Genomic DNA, 13,132 nt, shown 5'->3' with positions numbered 1-13,132 from the left:
CGTTTCGTAAGGACTTACGCGGCCCCGGAGCGCCCCGTAGTTCCTACGGTGAGAGCCGTGATCCCCATGACCGCAGATGTCGTCCTTCCCTGCCTCGACGAAGCCGAGGCCCTGCCCTGGGTGCTGGCCCGCATCCCCGCCGGCTGGCGGGCGATCGTCGTCGACAACGGCTCCACCGACGGCTCCGCCGCGCTCGCGGCCGACCTCGGCGCCACCGTCGTGCACGAACCCCGTCGTGGTTTCGGCTCCGCCTGCCACGCCGGGCTGCTCGCCTCCGACGCCGAGTTCGTCTGCTTCTGCGACTGCGACGCCTCCCTGGACCCCGGCCTGCTGCCCGATCTGTCGCGTTCCGTGGCCGACGGCTCGGCCGACCTCGTGCTGGGGCGCCGGCGCCCCACCGAGCGCGGTGCGTGGCCCGCCCACGCCCGGGCCGGAAACCTCGCGCTGTCCCGGCTGCTGCGCCGCAGGACGGGGTTGGTGCTGCACGACCTCGGGCCGATGCGGGTCGCCCGGCGCGAGGCCCTGCTGTCGCTGGATCTGACGGACCGGCGCAGTGGCTACCCGCTCCAGATGGTCGTGCGGGCCGCCGACGCGGGCTGGCGCGTGCGGGAAGTGGACGTGCCGTACCGGCCGCGCTCCGGGCGGTCCAAGGTCACCGGAACGTGGCGGGGCACCTGGCAGGCCGTGCACGACATGCGCCGCGTCCTGGACGAGCCGGCGCTGGTCGGCGGTGAGCGCCCGTGACGACGCTCCTCGTCATCGCCAAGCAGCCGCTGCCCGGTCGGGTGAAGACCCGTCTCACTCCCCCGTTCACTCCGGCGGAGGCCGCCTCCCTCGCCGAGGCGGCGCTCGGCGACACGCTCGCCGCGGCCCTCGAAGTACCCGCCGACCGGCACGTGCTCGTCCTCGACGGGCAGCCCGGCGCCTGGCTGCCGTCGGGGTTCCGACTCCTCCCCCAAGTGGCGGGCGGCCTCGACGTGCGCCTCGCCGCCGCGTTCGCCGCGTACGACGGCCCCGCCCTGCTCATCGGGATGGACACCCCTCAGGTCACCCCTGCCGTCCTGGCCCCGGCACTGTGCTGGGAGGAGCACGACGCCTGGTTCGGCCCCGCGTCGGACGGCGGCTTCTGGGCCCTCGGCCTCGCTTCCCCCGATCCCGCCCTCCTGCTGGGCGTTCCGATGTCCCGGCCCGACACCGGCTCCGTCCAACACGCGCGGCTGCGCGCGGCCGGGCTGCGGATCGGTGCCCTGCCCGTACTGCGGGACGTGGACACCGCCGAGGACGCGGCCCTCGTTGCGGCCGAGGCCCCCGACACCCGTTTCGCGGCACTGCACGGTGCGCTGACCGCGACGCCGGCCGGAGCGGGCGCGTGACCATGACGACGGCCTGGCGTGCCGACCCGTACGCCGATGCCCTGCGCACCGGGCAGGGACCGCTCTTCCTGCGCCGCCACGACGGATGGCTCCTCCCCCTGGAGGTCGAGCGCTGGTGCGAGGCGCCCGACCGTGCGGACCGCTCCGTCCTGGACCGCTGTCACGGGCCGGTGCTCGACGTCGGCTGCGGACCGGGACGGCTGGTCGCCGCGCTCGCCGCCGAGGGGCGCCGTGCGCTGGGCGTCGACATCAGCCCGGAGGCGGTCACCCGGACTATCGGGCTCGGGGCGACGGCCCTGTGCCGCTCCGTCTTCGACCCCCTGCCGGGCGAGGGACGCTGGGGCACGGCCCTGCTCATCGACGGGAACATCGGCATCGGCGGGGACCCGACGGCCCTGCTGCGGCGGCTGGTGCGCGTGGTGTCGCGATCCGGCCGGGTCATTGCGGAATGCGTGTCGGTGGACGTCGACGAGCGCTGTGAGGTGCGGGTGGACGATGGCCGGGGCGGTCTGGGCGCCCCGTTCCGCTGGGCCCGTGTCGGCATTCCGGCGCTCACCGTGCACGCAGCCGCCGCGGGCTGGACGGTGACCGAGCAGTGGGACAGCGGGGGCCGCCGCTTCGCGGCCCTCGCCCGTCAGTCGTCCGCCCGCTCGCTCCGGTGAGGGCGCACCCGCCACCACCGTACGAGAACGACCGCTCCGGCCACCGCGGCCACGGCGGCCAGGACGATCACGAGGTTCCGCCCGTACGGCAGGGGCAGGGAAGAGGAGCTGGGCGGCTCTCCCGGGCGGACCAACGCGGGCAGCGTGACGAGGATCAGGCTCCCCGCCACCATCAACGCCCCGCGCAGCACTCCCCGCTGGTGGCGTCCGACGAGCAGCAGCCCGACGGCGAGCACCAGCGGGGCGATGATCCCGTCGTGCAGCAGGAGCGCTCCGGCGAGCCACAGCAGGACGCCGGCCGGGCCCGGCTGGCGCACCACCAGCCAGGCGCCGATGCCGATCAGCACGAGTCCGAACCCGCCGGCCGCATAGCGCAGTGCCTTCGCCGTCGTCATCACAGCACCTCCAGACGGTGCACCCACTTGGTCTGCAGCACTCCGGGGCGGTTGGGGGCGATGATCCGCGCCGGGAAGCCGTGGTCGAGGGAGAGCTGCTGCCCGTTGAGGGTGAGGGCGAGGAGCGTGAGCGGGTCGTCGACGTACTCCGTGCCCATCTCCATCACCCGGTAGGCGCCGCTCGCCTCCAGCGATGTGACGCGCACGGCGTCCCGGCCCGGCCGTCCCCCCGCTCGGGCCACCAGGTCCCGCACCCGGACCCCGGCCCAGCGGGCCTGGACACTCCAGCCCTCGACGCAGGCGATCGGCAGGTCGGAGGTGGCCGGGGGCATCGCGTGCAGGTCATCAAGGGTGAGGGCGTACGGGCGGGGTCCCACGACGTCGAGGCGCCAGGTCCGCAACGCCGGTGCCGAGATGCCGGCCGCAGCGGCGGTCCGGTTCACCGGTAGCCCCTGCGGTCCGTGGTCCGGATGCCGGGGGGCGAGCAGGTCGAAGGTCTTCAGCGGGGTGAAGGACTGTCCCACCGTCGTCAGCGTGACCACTCCGACGGCCGCTCCCATGCCGAGGAGGAGGGAGCGGCGGTCGGAGACGTCCTCGGCGGGCAGGGCGAGGGTCCCCTTCGACCGCCTGCTCCAGTGGGCGGAGATCTCGGGGGCCTTGACCGCGACGTGCAGGAGGATCGAGCCGGCCACGACCCAGGCGACCGCGAAGTGCACCGGGACGAAGGAGAAGGGCCACGGGTACCACTGGACGATGTTGAGCAGACCGGTCAGGACCTGGAACACGGCCGAGGCGACCAGGACCGCGACGGAGAGCCGCTCCAGCGCGTGCCGCACGGACCGCAACGGCGGCCAGACGAACAACCGCGGGTAGACCGTCCAGAGCTTCACCAGCAGCAGCGCGATCGCCGCGAGACCGCTGGCGACATGCAGCCCCTGGGTCAGCCGGTAGCCCCATGCCGGTCGGGCCGGAAGGTGGTTCGCGAGCCAGTCCGGCGGATGCTGGAGGTAGTGGCTGATGAGGCCGGTCAGGAAACAGACGGCGAAGGCCGCGCCGAGCCAACGGCCCACGGCGGTCGCCGTCCGCGCGTCGTGCAGACGGCCGGTGAAGGCGGGCGGCCGGAGCTCGGACGGAACGATCCGGGGCGGTCTGGGGATGCGGAAGCTCATGCCGTCCATGACACCGCCGCGGAAGGCCCCGTGGACGGTCCGACACCTTACGAAACCCGAACGCCGCGACGGGTCGCCCGTCGTACGGCCGTGTGCACTGCCAGGCTGCGCCCATGCTTCGTGCCCGTCCGGTGCTCGTCACCGCCCTGCTGCTCGCCGTCCTGACCGCGGTCCTGGCCGCCCTGCTCCACGAAAACGCCTCCGGGGGCGCCTTGGTGACGGGGTACGCGGGCTGCTGGGCGCTCTTCGCCGTTGCCCTGGTCGCCCTGCGCCGGGTCCCGGTGCGCGCGGTGGTCCCGCTCGTGCTCGCGGGGGCGGTCGCCGTCACCGCCACCGGACTCGTGGCGGCGCCCCGCACGAGCACGGACTCCTACCGGTACGCCTGGGACGGTCGGGTGCAGGCCGCCGGCATCTCCCCGTACGACCACGCACCCGCCGCCCCGGCACTGGACCGGCTGCGCGACGACTGGCTCTTCCCCGACCGCGCCGCCTGCGCGCACGGCCGGAACCTCTCTTCGCTGCCCGACGGCGGTTGCACCCGGATCAACCGGCCGACCGTCCACACGATCTACCCGCCCGTCGCCGAGGGCTGGTTCCTCCTGGTCCATGCCCTCTCACCGGCCGACAGCCGCCACAAGGCCCTCCAGACCGGGGCCGCCGTCCTGTCCCTCGCGGTGACCGGCCTGCTGGTCGGCGTCCTGCGCCGGCGGGGAGATCCCCGGCAGGCCGCCCTCTGGGCCTGGTGCCCGGCCGTCCCCGTCGAGGCCGTCAACAACGCCCACGTCGACGTCCTCGCGGTGTTGTTCTCGGTCGCCGCCCTCGCGGTCGTCGCCCGTCGGCGGGTGACCGGCGGCGTCCTGCTCGGCCTCGCGATCGCCGCCAAACTACTGCCCGCCGTACTGCTCCCGGGTGCCCTCTCCGGTCTGCGCCGACCCCGTGCCCTGCTGGCGGTCGTCGCTCCGACCGTGGCCGTCGTCGGCTCGGTGTACCTCCCGTACGTGCTGTTGTCCCACGACTCCGTCCTCGGCTACCTCAGCGGCTACGCGGAGGAGGAGGGCTACGACGACGCGGGGGCCGGTGGACGCTACGCCCTGCTCCGGCTCGTGCTGCCCGACTCCTGGGCGCTCCCCGCCGTCCTCCTGGTCATGACGGTGGTGGCGCTCGCGATGTGGTGGCGCGGCGATCCCGAGCGTCCTTGGCGCGGCGCCCTGCACACCACGGGGGCGGCCTTCCTCCTGCTGACCCCCGGCTACTCCTGGTACGCGCTCCTGCTGGTCGCACTCGTCGCGCTCGACGGTCGCGCGGAGTGGCTCGGGATCGCCCTCGCCGGCGCGGTCGCCTACGTGGCCGGCCCGGTGGTGGGCTACGGCGTCGCCACGTTCGCCTACGGAGCGGCCGCCCTGGCCGTGTGCGCGGGCCTGTGGCTGCGCCGCCCGGGGGCCCGCATCCCGGGGAAGCGGCTTGCGCCCCCCGACGGTCGGGCGAAGGAGGCGCCCGTCAACGGGCCCGCTTCCTGAACGCAGAGGGCGCCGCCGCTGACCGCCACCCTCGTTTCCCGCCGCGCGCGCGGCGGGATCACCAAGGGGTGAGCGCTGACGCACGAGAACGCTGGGTGCCGGACCGTCCCGAGGACATGGCCCTGCTCTTCGCCGGGGCGGACTTCCCGTGGTGGATCGCCGGTGGTTACGCGATCGAACTCGCGGTCGGCCGGGAGCTGCGCGCACACGGCGACCTCGACGTCCTCGCCCTCCGGCGCGACCAGGCCCTCGTGCGTGCCGCATTGGCCGACTGGGACCTGTACGTGGCGGATCCGCCGGGTCGTGGGGAGTTGCGGCCGTGGCACCCCGGGGAAGTGCTTCGGCCGCCGCTCCACGACGTCTGGTGCCGTCGCACGCCGGAGGCGCCCTGGTCGGTGCAGCTGATGCTGGACGAGGCCGAGGGCGGCTGGTGGGTCTCGCGGCGCACCCCGGAGGTCCGGCTCCCGATCGACCGACTCGGGCGGACCGGCGGGACGGGCATCCCGTACCTCGCACCCGAGGTGCAGCTCTTCTACAAGGCGAAGGCCTCCAGGGACAAGGACGCGTGCGACTTCGAAGCCGTGCTGCCGCTGCTCGACGCCGCGGCGCGCGCCTGGCTGGTGGGAGCCATCGGGGTGGTCGAACCCCACCATCCCTGGCTCCGGCGGCTGCTTCCGGTTCGTCGAAGGTGAACGGGAAGGGGCACTCGTGCGGGGAGGGCCGGCGCCCTCCCCTCGTCGATGCGGTGATGACCTGCTGCCGCGTGCGCGAGGAGGAGGGAGCTTGGCAAGAACGCCGGAGGTCGATATTTTGAACATGTTCACATTGAACACGTTCAGTCAATGGGGTGGGGCATGGAAAGGCAATCGGTCCTCACGGGACAGTCCGCACTTGCGGTGGCCGCGGCCGTATCGATGGCGCCGGCCCTGATCATCGGCCTGCCCACCGTGCTCGGAGGCCTCTTCTTCCTGACCGCCCTCCCGGTGCTCCTTCCGCTCTGCCTCCGATGGGCACCACAGACCTTCGCTTGGGTGTCCCTCGCCCTCGGAACGGGCCTGCTGGCCTGGTCGGTCGTCGGCCTCGTGGTGGGAATGTTCCTGTTCGCCCCGGCCGCCGTACTGCTCCTGGTGGCGGCTTTCCTGGACTCCCACACCCGGCCGGGCGCACTGGGAGGCCTCACCGCGGTGGGCTTTCCCCTGGCGTTCATGCTCATGGCCTACGGCATCCCCGGTCTGTGACGTGCCCCGGCGCCGCCCGCGAGCCACCCGCCGCCTCGCCCCGGCCGATGGCGGGGCAGACCGTTCGGCACGGCCCAGGTGCCGGACGGGCCGGGAAAGGGCTTCCCGGCCCGAAGGCGGACGCGGTGGCGTCCCGGCGCCGCCGACCGGAACGCCACCGTGCCGTTCCCCGATCAAGAGACGAGCGGGGCGTCCACTTCGGTCAGCCTGACCGTGCACAGCCCCCCGCGTTCGGTCGTCACATCGGTGACTTCCAGCTGGGTGCCCGGAGCGAGGACGTACTCCTCTTCGCCGGTGAACGCCGAGAAGTTGCGGATCCCCACCGCACGCGCGGGGGTCACCTCGAACAAGGTCCGCTTGCCCCGGTTGCCGAGGAAGGAGCGGGCGACGCTCAGCTCGGAAGTGCAGGAGGAGATGCCCCACCAGGTCACCGTCCCTCCGAGGGGATACTGGCGGCGCAGGTCCAGACCGACGCCGCGCCAGAGCGGTCTCTTCTGGACGGGAAGCCCCGAGACCGCCGAGAACAGCAATCTCAGATAGGGCAGATAGGGGATCACACGACTGCGGTCCGCGGAGCGCAGGACGGCGTTGACGTCCCGGTAGAAGCCCGATTCGCAGGTGTAGAGGTGGAGCGCGGCGATGGCGGCGGCCGATAGCCCCGCCCCTGCCGGCTCGTCCGCCCGCCGCTTGCCGAACTCGCGCGAGCGGTCGACGTGCCGGCCGAGTCCGGGCAGTACGGCGGCGACCGGGGCGACGGCGTCCTCGAAGGACATCAGCGGGGTATCGAACACACCGGTGACCGGTGGCAGGACATGCCCCTCGTCCTCGACTCCGGTGAGCCGCTCCAGATACAGCTGGTGCAGCTCCATGGTCGAGGTGATGAAGGCCCCCATGCGCGCGGCGACGTCGACGTCCGCGCCTCCCCCGCCGGGGGCCGGCTGGTCCCAGCCCTTGCCGGGAAGCCAGTCGACCGCTTCGGCGCCGAGCGACAGCAGGGCGTCGTTCACCGTGGCGAAGTGGTCTCCCTCGCAGAAGAGGTCGCCCTGCGCGGCGGGGTTGGCGTGGTCGATGTGCCGGACCTCCACACCCGGGTACTTCTCCTGCAGGCGCAGCACGGTCCGCTTCAGGCTCCGGGCATGGGCGCCCCACCAGGCGAAGACGACCCCCCGGTCCTGTTCGTCCGTCGCCTCCTGCTTGGCCCGGAGGACCTCCTCGACGATCCGCTCGGCCACCGGGCGCCAGAAACCGGTGTGCTGGTCGGTGCCCACGGCTCCGTCGGCGCTGGCGGTCAGCGAGGCGTTCAACAGCAGGACGCCCTGGGTGAGCATCGCCTGGAACCATTCGGGCGGCTGGACCGCGTCCCGTTCCTTCAGCAGGGCACGGAGCTCGCCGACGGGGGTCTTCTTGGCGATGCCGTACTTCCACATGGCCGCCGCCTTGATGAGGCAGCGAATGCTGACGACCCGTCCGAACTGGCTGTCCTTCCAGTCGTTGAAGGTGTTGTCGAACATCGCGATGCCGGTGGCGCTCTCCGGCCGTGGATAGGGGTTCTGGCCGAAGGCGACGACCTTCCACTTGTGCGGCGGGTTGGGCTTGAGCGCCTGGAAGGTCAGCTCCCGCACCGGGACGACCTGGGGACTGCGGTCCGGTCCGATGAACCGGGCGGCGTCCTGTCGTGCTTCGATGACGGGTTTGAGGACCGGGAGCCAAGGCTCTCCGCCTCCCGTGAACAGGCCGGACAGGCCGAGCGGATCGTTCGCATCGGGCTGTGGCGGAGTGGTCGCGGTGGTGTCGTTCATCGCGGGGTTGCTCCCGGTCGTCGTGGCTGGGGAGGACGGGTGGCCTGCGGTCGGTGCCGCGGAACCGGGGTCAGCGGCGAAAGGAACGCCCTTTCGGCGGCATGATCCGCACCCTTCTCGTGGCCGGAGCCCCTTCGATGTCGGCGAGCTGGGCGGTGATGGTGGCACGCAGCTCGTCGTCGTCCTCGAACCAGTGGTCGTGGAAGAGCGTGTAACCGGTCCACATCAGATTGGCGCAGACCCGGGCCGGCACGCGGCCGGTCTGTGCGCCCATCCCGACCAGCGCGACCGAGCGGACGCTGCCCGGCGCAAGCCTGTTCTGCCGGTGGACGGCTTGGAAGGCCGCCGCACAGGCCATGGCCACGTTCAGCGTCTCGCGCACGTTCTGCGAGGAGCCCACCATCGTCGGGGTCGAGATCAGGAAGCGCGGGACCGTGGCCCCCGACGGGACGCAGACGGCGCTGCCCACCGGCAGTGCGCCGCCGAACCGGTCACGGATCGCCCGCTGCACCCGCAGCTGGATGCCCGCCCCGAGGTGACGCTTGATCACGGCATCGACCCCGCCGTCCATCCGACCGGCCGCATTCGTCGGGGTGACCCAGGCGTCCACGTCCTCGTCGAGGATCGACCCCTTCCGAATCTCGATGCCCGGCACATCGGCGAACGCCGCCCGCCAGGCCGTCACCACACTCCCGTTGACGTCCGCCAGAACCACCCTGAGCGTCGTCTCCGCGCAGCCCTCAGTCATCAGATGCCCCCTGTCAGAACAGCTTCTTCCCACTCCTCCGACGCTAGTGGCCCCCACTGACAACGCCTTCCGGAGCAGCGGACGGTGACCGGCCGTCACTTCGCTCGGCGCAGGCGGTGACCGGTGCGGCGGGGGCGTCCGACACCGGTCGTCACCGTTGTCGGACGCCCCCGGTCCCGCCCGGTCGGCGCATCGCCACGGTCAGCAGTCGACGGTGCCCCTGCGGATCGCGTGGCCCCCGGTGTTGCCGTCGTCGGCCCAGTAGACGGGCTTGGTGCCGCCGGTGCACTCCTCGGCCGCGGCGAGCGCGAAGCCCTCGTTGTTCAGGTTGGGCATGCCGGTCGGGCGGTCATGGACGGCGGCCAGGGCAAAACCGCCGTCGGCGCCGATCCGCATGGTCCGGTGCTGGCCGGAGCAGGTGTCGTCGCACACCAACCACAAGCGCGCGGCCTGCGGTTCCCACTGGAGTTCCATCACGCCGGACATGCCGCTGGCGATCGTGGCGACCCGGGTGGCGGCACCGTCGTCCTGGAGCACATAGCCGTAGACCGATCCGGTGCCCTCGACGCCGAGGAAGAAGACGCCGCCGGTGTGCGCGCCGAAGCGGTCGGGGTCGTAGGCCGCCCCGGTCGACTCGTCCTCGAACCCCGCGGTGGTGAGGGTCGCGTCGGGGATCCAGGTGACGGCCTCGAAGCCGGCGTTGGAGCCCACGGCCGGCAGGCCGGCGGTCAGGTTCCACTCCATCGTGGCCGTCAGGCTGCCGCCGGTGCCGCTGGTGACGTCGTAGCGGAGGACGGACAGGCGGCTGGTGCCGGACGCGTCGCCGTTGCGTTCGCTCGCGACGTACGCGCCGCCCGCGGCGCCCGCGGCGGTCAGCGTCACCGCCTCGCTGTCGGGCGCCCCGCTGCCACCGGGGAAGCGCAGGGACTTTCCGGAGGTCCAGCCGTTCGTGGTGTCCGGCTGCCAACCGCCCGAACCGTCACGGACCAGCCGCCACAGCCTGCCCGAGTTCTGCGCCCCCCACAGCACGGAGCCCTCTTCGTACAGGCCGCTGAGGTCCGGGCCGATCACGTTGGGGCCGTCGGCCGTCGTCACGGAACTGCCGCCGGGCCAGGCCTCGGGGGCCGTACCGTCGCCGCAGTCGTTCAACGCGCCGAGGGTCAGGGGCGCCTGGCCGAAGGACCCGGTGCCGTCGGGACAGCGCGACCAGGACGGAGCGGAGTGGCTGCTCCAGGAGAAGCTGTCGACCAGGGTGCTGCCGCCGGGCAGGTAGAGGCGGGCCTTGTCGTTGGAGCCGAGGCCGAACGAGCCGGACACGTCGAAGGCGCGGACGGCGCCCGCGGCGAGCGTCGTGCCGGCCGGCACGGTGAACTTCGAGCCGTTCTTCTCGTCCTTGAGGATCCAGCCGGAGATGTCCACGGCGGCCGTGCCCTTGTTGAACAGCTCGATCGAGTCGTTCACCTGGCCGGTCGTCACCACCTCGTTGATGCGGACGTCGTCCGCCGGGGCCGCGTGTGCCGCGGGCGCGAGCACGGCGGCGGCGGCCGTCACGGAGCCGACCACGGCGAGGCGGAGCGGAGCGGTGCGAAGGGGAGCGGGGCGACGACGCCCGCGGGGAGCGCGTACTTCGGGCACGGTGTCCGTCCTGGGAGGAGGAGGGGAGCGGCACATGGGTGAGACGAGACTTCCGGCCGACGCCGAACGGCGTCGGGCATCGGCCCGGTTGCCGGGTGAACGCGTGCCGAACGACAGGTCGGCCGCTCTCGGGAGGGGCGCGAGCGGCCCCGTCGGTCCGGATGCCGTCGGTGCGGGGCCGGAGCGGGCGTCGTCGAGGGCCACCCTCCGTGAGCGGGCGTCGCCCGTCGGCCCGGACGGGCTCCTGCGGGTCGGGCCGGTGGGGGCCTTCCCCCTCGCCGGGAGGAGCGCTCGTCGACGATGACCGTGAGCCGGGGGACGTCCGTGGGCGGGCGGCCCTCAGGCGGCGGAGCTGAAGGTCCGGCGGTAGGCGGCGGGCGAGATGCCGGGAGACGTCCGTGGGCGGGCGGTCCTCAGGCGGCGGAGCTGAAGGTCCGGCGGTAGGCGGCGGGCGAGATGCCGAGGGACGACTTCATGTGGGCGCGCAGCGAGTTGCCCGAACCGAGTCCCGCGCGGTGGGCGACCAGGTCGACGGGGAGGTCGGTGGTCTCCAACAACTGCTTCGCGAGTTCCAGCCGTTGCGCGGTGAGCCACTGCCCGGGTGTCATGCCCACCTCGTCGCGGAAGCGACGGGTGAAGGACCTCAGGCTCATCCGCGCGTGCTCGGCGAGCCTGCCCAGGGACAGCGGTTCGGCGAGGTGCTCCATGGCCCATGCACGGGTGGCAGTGGTACTGGCGAGGGTGGGCTCGGGTACCGGCCGGTCGATGAACTGGGCCTGCCCGCCGTCGCGCCACGGGGGCACGACGCAGATGCGGGCGGCCCGGTTGGCAGCCGCGGCACCGTGGTCCCTGCGGATCATGTGCAAGCAGAGGTCGACGCCGGCGGCCACACCGGCGGAGGTGAGCACGTCGCCGTCGTCGACGAAGAGCACCTCCTCGTCGACCTTGACCTTCGGGTAGGCGCGGCGGAACTCCGGGGCCAGGTTCCAGTGGGTGGTGGCCGGCCGCCCGTCGAGCAGTCCGGCGGCGGCCAGGACGTACGAGCCGGAGCAGATGGACACCAGTCGGGCACCGGGACGGATGTCGGCGATCGCCGCGTCGACCTCCGGCGGCAGCGGGCCGCCCCCGGCGAGCTCGGGCATGGCGTGCGTGGGCGGGATGATCACCGTGTCGGCGGCGGCGAGGGCCTCGGGGCCGGCCGCGGGCTGGACGACGAATCCGGCGTCGCTGAGGACGGGGCCGCCGTCGGCGGTGCACACGACGACCTCGTACAGGGGCCGCCCCTCGGCGTCCGCCACGCTGCCGAAGACGCGGGAGGGGATGCCGAGCTCGAAGGGGGGCACGCCCGGCAGGGCCAGCACCGCAATGCGGTGCCTGCGCTGCGGCTCACGGGGGTCGCCCCCGGCCCGCTCGCCGTCCGTCATCGTGCCCCGTGCGCCCACCATGGCCAGATCCTGTCACATCATGACCAAACGGCCAACACCTTGGGGGGCCGGACTGGCGGATCGTCTTCCGTGTCGCCATCGGAAGGAATCCGGCGGGACACCGATCGCAACGGAACGAGGCGGAGAGAACATGCGCGCGATGGTCGTGGAGCAGTGGGGTGGACCCGAGAACCTGGTCGAGCGCGAGGTGGAACGGCCGGAGCCGGGCCTGAACGAGGTGCTGGTGCGGGTGCACGCGGCCGGGGTCAACCCGGTGGACTGGAAGACCCGCGCCAGCGGGGCCCTCGTCGCGTGGGGCGACGTGCCGGTCGTCGGCTGGGACGTCTCCGGCACCGTGGAGGCCGTGGGCCCCGGCGTCGGCGCGTTCCGTCCCGGTGACGAGGTCTTCGGCATGCCGCTCTTCCCCCGGCAGGCGGGCGGTTATGCCGAGTACGTGGTGGCCCCGTCCCGACACCTCGCCCCCAAGCCCTCCTCCCTGACGCACGTGGAGGCAGCGGCCCTGCCGCTCGCCGCACTGACCGCGTGGCAGGCGCTGGTCGACACGGCGGACGTGCGCCCCGGGGAACGCGTACTGGTGCACGCGGCGGCCGGGGGCGTGGGCCACTTCGCCGTGCAGATCGCGAAGGCCCGGGGTGCGTACGTCATCGGCACCGCCAGCGCCGCCAAGCACGACCTGGTGCGCGAGCTGGGCGCGGACGAGGTGATCGACTACCGCGCGGAGCGCTTCGAGGACGTCGCATCCGACGTCGACGTCGTGCTGGACGGGCTCGGGGGTGAGACGGCCGAGCGCTCCCTGACGGTGCTCCGGCCCGGCGGCCGACTGGTCACCCTGCCGGGGCCGGACGACGTGCCCGGTGCGCATGACGCGGTGCGGGCGCTGTGGATGCTGGTCGAGCCCGACCACCTGGGGCTGCGCGAGATCGCCGCCCTGGTGGACCGGGGCGCCCTGCGCCCGGTGGTCGACGCGGTGCTGCCGCTGTCCGAGGCGGCGAAGGCGCACGAGATGGGCGAGCGGGGGCGCACCACCGGAAAGATCGTCCTGACGGTGGCCTGAGCCCCGGCCGCCGGGCTCACACGGCGGCGGAGGTCCGCTCGGTCGTGGCGATGGTGGCGGAACCGACCACGCGGGTGCCGTCGTACAGCACGATCGC

13 protein-coding genes are annotated in these 13,132 nt (G+C 73.1%); 7 read left to right on the top strand and 6 right to left on the bottom strand.

Going from position 1 to position 13,132, the window contains the following annotated elements; genetic code table 11:
* Positions 1-66: 66 nt before the first annotated feature.
* Genes ACFW2Y_RS21285 through ACFW2Y_RS21275 form a run of 3 tightly spaced genes read left to right on the top strand, consistent with a single transcriptional unit; the run spans position 67 to position 2,035 of the window.
* Complete coding sequence (locus ACFW2Y_RS21285) at positions 67-744, top strand: glycosyltransferase family 2 protein (RefSeq protein WP_384881394.1); 678 nt, start codon at positions 67-69, stop codon at positions 742-744.
* Positions 741-1,373, top strand: a complete 633-nt coding sequence (locus ACFW2Y_RS21280) for a DUF2064 domain-containing protein (RefSeq protein WP_384881340.1) — start codon at positions 741-743, stop codon at positions 1,371-1,373. Before ACFW2Y_RS21285 ends, ACFW2Y_RS21280 begins: the two co-directional genes overlap by 4 nt.
* Before the next feature lie 2 nt (positions 1,374-1,375).
* Complete coding sequence (locus tag ACFW2Y_RS21275; protein ID WP_384881391.1) at positions 1,376-2,035, top strand: class I SAM-dependent methyltransferase; 660 nt, start codon at positions 1,376-1,378, stop codon at positions 2,033-2,035.
* Here the strand turns inward: ACFW2Y_RS21275 and ACFW2Y_RS21270 are convergent.
* Positions 2,008-2,430, bottom strand: coding sequence for a hypothetical protein (locus tag ACFW2Y_RS21270; RefSeq protein ID WP_384881338.1), 423 nt, complete (start codon positions 2,428-2,430; stop codon positions 2,008-2,010). The two genes, ACFW2Y_RS21275 and ACFW2Y_RS21270, sit on opposite strands and share 28 nt — an antisense overlap.
* Entirely contained in the window at positions 2,430-3,599 is a 1,170-nt protein-coding gene (locus ACFW2Y_RS21265) for a molybdopterin-dependent oxidoreductase (protein WP_384881335.1), read from the bottom strand. The genes ACFW2Y_RS21270 and ACFW2Y_RS21265 overlap by 1 nt, the downstream gene beginning before the upstream one ends.
* A gap of 113 nt (positions 3,600-3,712) precedes the next feature.
* Between ACFW2Y_RS21265 and ACFW2Y_RS21260 the strand changes: the two genes are divergently transcribed.
* The 3 genes from ACFW2Y_RS21260 to ACFW2Y_RS21250 all read left to right on the top strand — a co-directional run bounded on the left by ACFW2Y_RS21260 (position 3,713) and on the right by ACFW2Y_RS21250 (position 6,354).
* Complete coding sequence (locus tag ACFW2Y_RS21260) at positions 3,713-5,116, top strand: glycosyltransferase 87 family protein (RefSeq protein ID WP_384881333.1); 1,404 nt, start codon at positions 3,713-3,715, stop codon at positions 5,114-5,116.
* Positions 5,117-5,232: 116 nt separating this feature from the next.
* Positions 5,233-5,808 (top strand): nucleotidyltransferase domain-containing protein, encoded by a 576-nt coding sequence (locus ACFW2Y_RS21255; protein WP_384881388.1) that lies wholly within the window; start codon positions 5,233-5,235, stop codon positions 5,806-5,808.
* A gap of 162 nt (positions 5,809-5,970) precedes the next feature.
* Entirely contained in the window at positions 5,971-6,354 is a 384-nt protein-coding gene (locus tag ACFW2Y_RS21250; protein WP_384881330.1) for a hypothetical protein, read from the top strand.
* A 173-nt stretch (positions 6,355-6,527) separates the two neighbouring features.
* On the opposite strand, the gene ACFW2Y_RS21245 is transcribed toward ACFW2Y_RS21250, so the two are convergent.
* From ACFW2Y_RS21245 to ACFW2Y_RS21230, 4 genes are all read right to left on the bottom strand, one after another.
* Positions 6,528-8,153, bottom strand: a complete 1,626-nt coding sequence (locus ACFW2Y_RS21245; protein WP_384881327.1) for an ADP-ribosyltransferase domain-containing protein — start codon at positions 8,151-8,153, stop codon at positions 6,528-6,530.
* Between the two features lie 70 nt (positions 8,154-8,223).
* Positions 8,224-8,901 carry a macro domain-containing protein gene (locus ACFW2Y_RS21240; protein WP_384881324.1) on the bottom strand — a complete coding sequence of 226 codons (678 nt, stop codon included), beginning with the start codon at positions 8,899-8,901 and terminating at the stop codon, positions 8,224-8,226.
* Between the two features lie 201 nt (positions 8,902-9,102).
* Positions 9,103-10,536: a lamin tail domain-containing protein gene (locus tag ACFW2Y_RS21235; protein ID WP_384881321.1), complete on the bottom strand. Its 1,434-nt coding sequence runs from the start codon at positions 10,534-10,536 to the stop codon at positions 9,103-9,105.
* A 413-nt stretch (positions 10,537-10,949) separates the two neighbouring features.
* Positions 10,950-11,960 (bottom strand): GlxA family transcriptional regulator, encoded by a 1,011-nt coding sequence (locus tag ACFW2Y_RS21230; RefSeq protein WP_384881385.1) that lies wholly within the window; start codon positions 11,958-11,960, stop codon positions 10,950-10,952.
* 151 nt (positions 11,961-12,111) lie between these two features.
* Here ACFW2Y_RS21230 and ACFW2Y_RS21225 point away from each other — a divergent pair, with 151 nt between their 5' ends.
* Positions 12,112-13,035 carry an NADP-dependent oxidoreductase gene (locus tag ACFW2Y_RS21225; RefSeq protein WP_384881319.1) on the top strand — a complete coding sequence of 308 codons (924 nt, stop codon included), beginning with the start codon at positions 12,112-12,114 and terminating at the stop codon, positions 13,033-13,035.
* The last annotated feature ends 97 nt before the right edge of the window (positions 13,036-13,132 follow it).

This window comes from Streptomyces sp. NPDC058877 (genome assembly GCF_042742855.1).
Taxonomy (GTDB): Bacteria; Actinomycetota; Actinomycetes; order Streptomycetales; family Streptomycetaceae; genus Streptomyces.
The sequence above is the reverse complement of the archived record's forward strand: the minus strand, read 5'-3'. Positions and strand labels throughout refer to the sequence as shown.

Bases quoted from the DNA above. Each gene is read 5' to 3' on its own strand.
- ACFW2Y_RS21285 (WP_384881394.1), top strand. From the start codon at position 67: ATGACCGCAGATGTCGTCCTTCCCTGCCTCGACGAAGCCGAGGCCCTG.
- ACFW2Y_RS21275 (WP_384881391.1), top strand. From the start codon at position 1,376: ATGACGACGGCCTGGCGTGCCGACCCGTACGCCGATGCCCTGCGCACC.
- ACFW2Y_RS21230 (WP_384881385.1), bottom strand. From the start codon at position 11,960: ATGACGGACGGCGAGCGGGCCGGGGGCGACCCCCGTGAGCCGCAGCGC.
- ACFW2Y_RS21265 (WP_384881335.1), bottom strand. From the start codon at position 3,599: ATGAGCTTCCGCATCCCCAGACCGCCCCGGATCGTTCCGTCCGAGCTC.
- ACFW2Y_RS21270 (WP_384881338.1), bottom strand. From the start codon at position 2,430: ATGACGACGGCGAAGGCACTGCGCTATGCGGCCGGCGGGTTCGGACTC.
- ACFW2Y_RS21225 (WP_384881319.1), top strand. From the start codon at position 12,112: ATGCGCGCGATGGTCGTGGAGCAGTGGGGTGGACCCGAGAACCTGGTC.
- ACFW2Y_RS21245 (WP_384881327.1), bottom strand. From the start codon at position 8,153: ATGAACGACACCACCGCGACCACTCCGCCACAGCCCGATGCGAACGAT.
- ACFW2Y_RS21260 (WP_384881333.1), top strand. From the start codon at position 3,713: ATGCTTCGTGCCCGTCCGGTGCTCGTCACCGCCCTGCTGCTCGCCGTC.
- ACFW2Y_RS21255 (WP_384881388.1), top strand. From the start codon at position 5,233: ATGGCCCTGCTCTTCGCCGGGGCGGACTTCCCGTGGTGGATCGCCGGT.
- ACFW2Y_RS21250 (WP_384881330.1), top strand. From the start codon at position 5,971: ATGGAAAGGCAATCGGTCCTCACGGGACAGTCCGCACTTGCGGTGGCC.
- ACFW2Y_RS21240 (WP_384881324.1), bottom strand. From the start codon at position 8,901: ATGACTGAGGGCTGCGCGGAGACGACGCTCAGGGTGGTTCTGGCGGAC.